The 6,435-nt window shown below is 45.7% G+C and carries 6 protein-coding genes; all 6 read right to left on the bottom strand.

The window, feature by feature from the left end; genetic code table 11:
- Positions 1-800: phosphoenolpyruvate-utilizing N-terminal domain-containing protein (locus ABCM67_RS15960; protein WP_342993038.1), on the bottom strand; the 800-nt coding region annotated here is incomplete at its 3' end.
- 29 nt (positions 801-829) lie between these two features.
- On the bottom strand, positions 830-1,870 hold the full coding sequence (locus ABCM67_RS15965; RefSeq protein WP_161209455.1) for a spermidine/putrescine ABC transporter substrate-binding protein: 1,041 nt from the start codon (positions 1,868-1,870) through the stop codon (positions 830-832).
- 31 nt (positions 1,871-1,901) lie between these two features.
- Positions 1,902-3,755 carry an extracellular solute-binding protein gene (locus ABCM67_RS15970; RefSeq protein WP_022426291.1) on the bottom strand — a complete coding sequence of 618 codons (1,854 nt, stop codon included), beginning with the start codon at positions 3,753-3,755 and terminating at the stop codon, positions 1,902-1,904.
- Positions 3,756-3,767: 12 nt separating this feature from the next.
- Positions 3,768-4,586: an ABC transporter permease gene (locus ABCM67_RS15975; protein ID WP_015525682.1), complete on the bottom strand. Its 819-nt coding sequence runs from the start codon at positions 4,584-4,586 to the stop codon at positions 3,768-3,770.
- Positions 4,586-5,632, bottom strand: a complete 1,047-nt coding sequence (potA, locus tag ABCM67_RS15980) for a spermidine/putrescine ABC transporter ATP-binding protein (protein WP_129976125.1) — start codon at positions 5,630-5,632, stop codon at positions 4,586-4,588. Before potA ends, ABCM67_RS15975 begins: the two co-directional genes overlap by 1 nt.
- Positions 5,622-6,416 (bottom strand): ABC transporter permease, encoded by a 795-nt coding sequence (locus ABCM67_RS15985; protein WP_342993040.1) that lies wholly within the window; start codon positions 6,414-6,416, stop codon positions 5,622-5,624. Before ABCM67_RS15985 ends, potA begins: the two co-directional genes overlap by 11 nt.
- Positions 6,417-6,435: the final 19 nt, after the last annotated feature.

Consider the following 6,435-nt stretch of genomic DNA (forward strand, 5'->3'; position numbering starts at 1 on the left):
AGCTTGATCTCCTTGCCATCGGCTGTAATATCCTTTTGGTTCCGAAGTCTCAAAAGTTCTTCCCGCTCTTCCTTATCTGCTGCATGACGGATCTCATATTCCTTAAGAAGCTCCGGCTCCGGATCGATATACAGTGTTCCTGTATACCCATCTACAATAGCCATATGACCATCCCATTCTTTCTGTATCTCCACCTCGACCAGGGTGGGGACTTCCATGGATTTTGCCATGATCGATACATGGGAAATAACAGACCCCTGATGCATGACTACCGCCAGAAGACTGGCTTTGTTCATCTCCAGAAGTTCATTGGGGGAAAGCTGCTCTGCTGCAAGGATCACCGGCTCATCTCCCAGATTGATCCGTGCATGGGAGCCACCCATGGCGCCGATCAGCAGCTCAGAAATCTCCCTGATATTTTCGATCTGTTCTTTGACAGCCTCGTCCTCCAGCTTGCGGAACACATTGGCAAGCTCATCCCTGGTTGTCTGGACTGCGTAAGCTGCACTGACCTTTTCTGTCGTGATCATGCTTTCCACGGCCCGCTGAAAGCTGCCGCCACTTAAGAGCTTCAGCTGACGTTTCAAGGTCAGCTCCTGCTCTTTAGGGAGGGGTGCTCCGTTTTTATACATATGCTGGATCTGGTTCTTTACCGCTGTTCTTGCATTATCCAGACGATCCAGCTCCTTTTTTACATTGTCTACCATGGACTGACGGATCTGATATTCGCCTCTGTGGTAATACAGTATTTTTCCAATGGCTATTCCGGAAAAAGCGGATGTACCTTTGTATATCTCCACCTGAAAAACCCCCTTACTGGTTCGTCTGCTTAATCGCAGGCAGCTTTAAACTCTGTCCAGATCTTATTGTATTCCTGCTCTGCTTCCTGGCTTACATTCTGTACGATCTCACCCTTTGTCACGCTGTCCGGAACAACCAGGCTCTCGTCTACCAGATCATCTGCTGCCTTGTTTGTATTGTAGTATCCGATATAGTTGATGCACTGTGCAGATACTTCCGGCTCCAGGATATAATTGATAAATTCATTGGCAGCCTTCGCATTCGGTGCTTCACTTGGCACAAACATTCCCATAATACCAAATCCAAGACCTTCCTTAGGATAAACCACCTTAAGATCCGGATTATCCTTCAGTGCCTGTGTTACCTGTGATGTATAAAGAAATGCCACGCTTGCCTCTCCGTTGAGAAGGGCATTCTGTGTATTGTCATCCTGGATCATACGAATGTTCGGTGCCAGCTCTTTCAGCTTCTCACCGGTCTTGTCGATCACGGCTACATCTTCTTCGTTCATGCTCTCCCCCATGGAAAGCTGTGTGATGCCACAGATCACGCGGTAATTACCTACGATGGCAATGCTGTCCTCCAGAGACTTATCCCAGAGATCCTTGTATCCTTTAATGTCGATATCTACCTGCTCCGGATCATAAACGATCAGTGGGATTCCTGCTCCGTAAGGTACTGTATATTCGTCATCCGGATCATAAAACTGTCCCTGATAAAGGGGGTTGATGTTCTTAAAATTGGAAACGGTATCCTTGTCGATCTTCTGGACAAGTCCCTCTTTTACCGCGCTGTCGATAATGTAATCATCTGCAATTACCACATCGTAATCGCCGCCCTTTGCCTGGGAAAGCTTCTCAAGCATGGTCTCATCGGTATCAAAATTGGAATATACCACCTTGGTCCCTGTTTCTTTTTCAAAATCATCCAGCACTTCCTGCGGAAACATTCCGTCCCATGTATAAAGTACCAGTTCATCCTTATCCTTTGCACTGACACTGACACCTGTTATCATAGATGTTCCAAGTACCGCACATAACATGATCGCTGCTGCTTTTTTTGATTTCATAGAACCTCCTTCATGTCTCTCTGACGTCTTGTTATTTTGCTTTTACCTTTGTCCAAAGCTCTGCGAATTTCTGCTTGATCTTTGGCTTCTGGTATCCGAAGATCTCATTCTTTGGATTGTCGATCTGCGGAATATAGGAAGAAATTCCCTCATAAGTTCCGTTCTTCATCTCCTCGAATGCACTCTTTACAGTAGAAGTATATCCTACTTCTTCGGTATTGGAAAGAGCATTTTCATCATCCAGCATAAAATTGATGAACTCATGAGCCAGATCTACTTCATTACAGTCCTTGGTGATGACCATGGCATCATACCAGGTATTGGTTCCCTGCTGCGGAGTATAATAGCCAAGCTCCGGATTTTCGCTGATAATATAGGAAGCATCTCCGGAATAAACAACCGCCATTGCCTTGTTTCCTGAGATCATGTTGTCGATCACATCATCACCTGCATAGATCGGATCCATGGTATCTCTCTGCCGGATCAGCCACTCATAAGCCTGCTGGATCTCATCAAGATTTTTTGTGTTCATGGAATACCCCAGCGCTTTCAGGGCGATCATAAAGGAATCCCTTTCGGAATCATACATATAAAGATCTCCCTTATATTTTTCATCGCAGAGAATATTCCAGCCCTCTTTGTCAAGATCCTCCTGAGAGACTACATTCTTATTATAAAGGATTCCTACAGTTCCCCAGAAATACGGACAGGAATAACGATTTCCCGGATCATAGTCCTTATTCTGTACCTCGGGAAGAAGATTTTTGCTGTTTGGGATTTTTTTCCAGTCAAGGGCCTGAAGATATTCCTCCTTAATCAGTCTTTCGATCATATAATCTGACGGAACCAGAACATCGTAGGTTTCACCACTGGCCAGCTTGGTGTACATCATCTCATTGGACTCGAAGGTTTCATATACAACAGTACAGTTATACTGCTTCTCAAATTTGTCCAGAAGACTCAGGTCCATATATTCTCCGGCATTATATACACGAAGCACGTGGTTTCCCTGGCTTACAATCGTCCACTTTCCCAATACCAGAACAACCGCAGCAGCTGTGATAACCGCAACGATCCTTCTTTTTTTCGGATCCATTTTTTTCACGGTGGAGGCCTGAAGCTTCGGCATAATCAGATTTGCAAAAAGAAGCACCAGTACAATGACCACGATCACAATAGTAGAAAGGGCGTTGATGGTGGGATTGATGCGCTTTGTCATATTATATACAACAATGGATATATTTTTTACTCCGTTTCCGGAAACAAAGTAGGAAATTACGAAATCGTCAAAGGACATGGTAAAGGCCAGGAGCGCTCCCGCAAAAATCCCTTCTTTGATCATGGGCACGATAACCTTGGTAAGTGCCTGATATGGCGTTGCACCAAGATCCATGGCTGCATTGGCAAGGTTCGGATCCAGGCTTCGTACCTTCGGATATACACTGGTGATCACATAGGGCGTACAGAATGCGATATGTGCCAGCAACATGGTCAGATAGCCTTTCGTCATTCCCAGCGAAGAAAACAGCAGCATCAGACCAATCGCGGTTACGATCTCCGGATTCAGAATTGGAAAGTTATTGATGGTAAGGACCATCTCCTTCAACACCTTTCTGGATTTTGAAAGTCCGATGGCTGTGATGGTTCCCAGCACTGTGGAAATAACAGTTGCCAGAATTGCCACTGTGACCGAAACATAAACTGCCTTACTGATCTCCATGTTGTTTATCAGCTCTCCGTACCAGCGCAGGGAAAATCCTGTAAATCTGGTCAGGGACTTGGATGAGTTAAAGGAAAAGATCATGGTCACAAGGATCGGCAGGTAAAAAAATGCCAGACACAGCACTACATATAATTTTGAAAATATGGTATTTTTTCTTTTCATCTCCTGCCTCCTTTAATCGTCCTGGGTATCCATCTTCTTCATCAGGCTCATAAAGATCAGGATGATCACTGCCAGGATCAGAGAGATGGCACTTCCGAAGTTCCAGTCACCTACAGAAATAAACTGTGACTCGATGAGATTACCGATCAGCATGTACTGGCCGCCGCCGAGAAGCTTCGGAATAACGAAGGTTGATATGGACAGAAGGAATACCATCATGATACCATTGACCACACCTGGCATGGAAAGCTTCCAGGTGATCCTCCAGAAGGTCTGGAAGGGATTGGCACCAAGGTCGTTGGCCGCTTCGATCAGTGACTTGTCCATTTTACTTAAGGATGTATGGATCGGAATGATCATAAAGGGCATAAAGTTACAAACAAGGCCCACGATAACGGAAAAATCTGTATACATCATGGTGATCGGTGAGATTCCCAGCATTTTCAGAAGGTTGTTCACCAGACCATTGTCAGAAAGAATGTTCATCCATGCATAGGTACGGAGAAGCATGTTGATCCACATGGGAATGGTGACCATAAGGATCAGAAAGCTCTGCACCTTTTCGGAATATTTGGAGATAATGTATGCCAGCGGATATCCGCAGACCAGGCAGATTAGTGTGGTCAGGATACCCAGGCGGAAGGATTTCAGGATAACACTTAAATATGTAGCTTCCAGAAATTTTGCAAAATTCGCCCATGTAAAATGCAGGGTCAGAACTTCATTTCCATCTGAGGTAAATGCATAAAGCACGATCAGGATCAATGGTACCACGATCAGGATCGAAGCCCAGATGATATACGGCTTGATCAGATGCTTGAACTGTTTCATTAGTATCCTCCCATTCTGCACATAACATGGATATCCTCAGGACCAAACTTCAGTCCCACTTCACGTCCCACTTCTGCATAATCGGTAGTGTGCACCATGTATGTGCGAAGCTCCGTCTCGACCAGAATCTCATAATGCACGCCCTTGAACGTAATGTTCCGTACCGTTCCTCTGATCTTGGCCTGATCCGGTTCCACAATATCCAGATCCTCCGGGCGGAGAACAACCTCAATGGCTTCGTTGTCCTCAAATCCCTTGTCTACACATTCAAAACGGAAGCCATCAAACTCCACAAGGAAATCCCTGATCATTATTCCTTCTATAATATTGGACTCTCCGATAAAGCCGGCAACAAAACGGTTCTCCGGCTCATTATAGATATCTGTCGGGCTGCCGATCTGCTGGATCTCACCGTTGTTCATGACTACTACCGTATCAGACATGGAAAGTGCCTCCTCCTGGTCATGGGTAACATAGATGAAGGTGATCCCTACCTCTCTCTGGATCTTTTTCAGCTCGATCTGCATCTGCTTACGGATCTTGGCATCCAGTGCGCCAAGTGGCTCATCCAGCAGAAGCACCTTCGGCTCATTGACAAGAGCTCTGGCAATGGCAACTCGCTGCTGCTGTCCACCGGAAAGAAGTGTAACATCTCTTTTTTCGAAGCCTTCCAGCCCTACCATTTTCAGCATTCTTTTTACCTTCTGCTCAATAACAGATTTATCTACCTTTTTCAGATTCAGGCCGAAACCGATATTGTCCATAACATTGAGATGCGGAAACAATGCATATTTCTGGAATACCGTGTTGATCTCTCTTTTATATGGAGGCAGCTTGGAGATCTCAATTCCGTTAAACAGTACCTCTCCGCCGCTTGGCTCCTCAAAGCCGGCAATGATCCTTAAGGTTGTTGTCTTTCCACAGCCGCTGGGTCCCAGAAGCGTAAGGAATTCGTTTTCGTGAATGTCCAGATTAATGCCCCGGAGCACCTGCTGGTCATCAAAGTTTTTTGTGAGATTTTTTAACTCGATCAGTTTATTGCTCATCTTTTATATTCCCCTTCCCGCGTTTTCCTGCGATCAGATATACTGCCAGTACCAGAAGGATCACTCCCAGCATTATGGTACAAAGTGCATTGATCTCCGGCGTAACGCCTGTTTTCATCTGTGTGTAAACTTTTATCGGCAGCGTGGATACACGTGGCCCGGTTACAAAAATGCTGATCACCACATCGTCCATGGACATGGCAAAGGCCAGCAGAGAGCCGGATATAACAGCCGGCATGATCAGCGGCAGGGTAATGTCCCAGAAGGCCCGAAAGGAACCGGCACCAAGATCTCTGGCTGCCTCTTCCAGGGACGGATCCATTCCCACAAGCCTTGCTTTTACCTCCATCAAAATATAGGGCACACAGAAAACCGTGTGTCCGATCAGAAGTGTCAGCATTCCAAATGGCAGGTTCAGCATATAGAAAAATGCCATCAGTACCATTCCCAGAATGATTTCCGGAATCATCAGAGGCAGAATGGAAATATACTCCATCACCCCTTTTGTTTTCCAGTGGATCCTGGAAAGTCCTACAGCCCCCAGTGTTCCGATCACTGCAGATACCCCACAGCTGGACACCGCCAGGATCAGACTGTTTTTCAATGCCTGGATCAGATCCCTGTCCTGAAACAGTTCCTGATACCATTTCAGGGAAAAACCGGTAAAGTGCACCGGAAGTCTTGCTTCATTAAACGAAAATACCACTACCACACCAATGGGCAGATACATAAGGAAAAACAGGATCCCCAGGTACAGTCCTGAAAGCTTTGAGTTCTTTTTCATCCGATTCCCTCCAGTTCCT

This window comes from Blautia sp. 2227st1_G12_2227SCRN_220401, assembly GCF_039062885.1.
Classification (GTDB): Bacteria; Bacillota; Clostridia; order Lachnospirales; family Lachnospiraceae; genus Blautia_A; species Blautia_A fusiformis.

What these genes read in the sequence shown, in the direction of transcription:
- ABCM67_RS15965 (WP_161209455.1), bottom strand. Translation starts at nt 1,870, where the DNA reads ATGAAATCAAAAAAAGCAGCAGCGATCATGTTATGTGCGGTACTTGGA.
- ABCM67_RS15970 (WP_022426291.1), bottom strand. Translation starts at nt 3,755, where the DNA reads ATGAAAAGAAAAAATACCATATTTTCAAAATTATATGTAGTGCTGTGT.
- ABCM67_RS15975 (WP_015525682.1), bottom strand. Translation starts at nt 4,586, where the DNA reads ATGAAACAGTTCAAGCATCTGATCAAGCCGTATATCATCTGGGCTTCG.
- potA (WP_129976125.1), bottom strand. Translation starts at nt 5,632, where the DNA reads ATGAGCAATAAACTGATCGAGTTAAAAAATCTCACAAAAAACTTTGAT.
- ABCM67_RS15985 (WP_342993040.1), bottom strand. Translation starts at nt 6,416, where the DNA reads ATGAAAAAGAACTCAAAGCTTTCAGGACTGTACCTGGGGATCCTGTTT.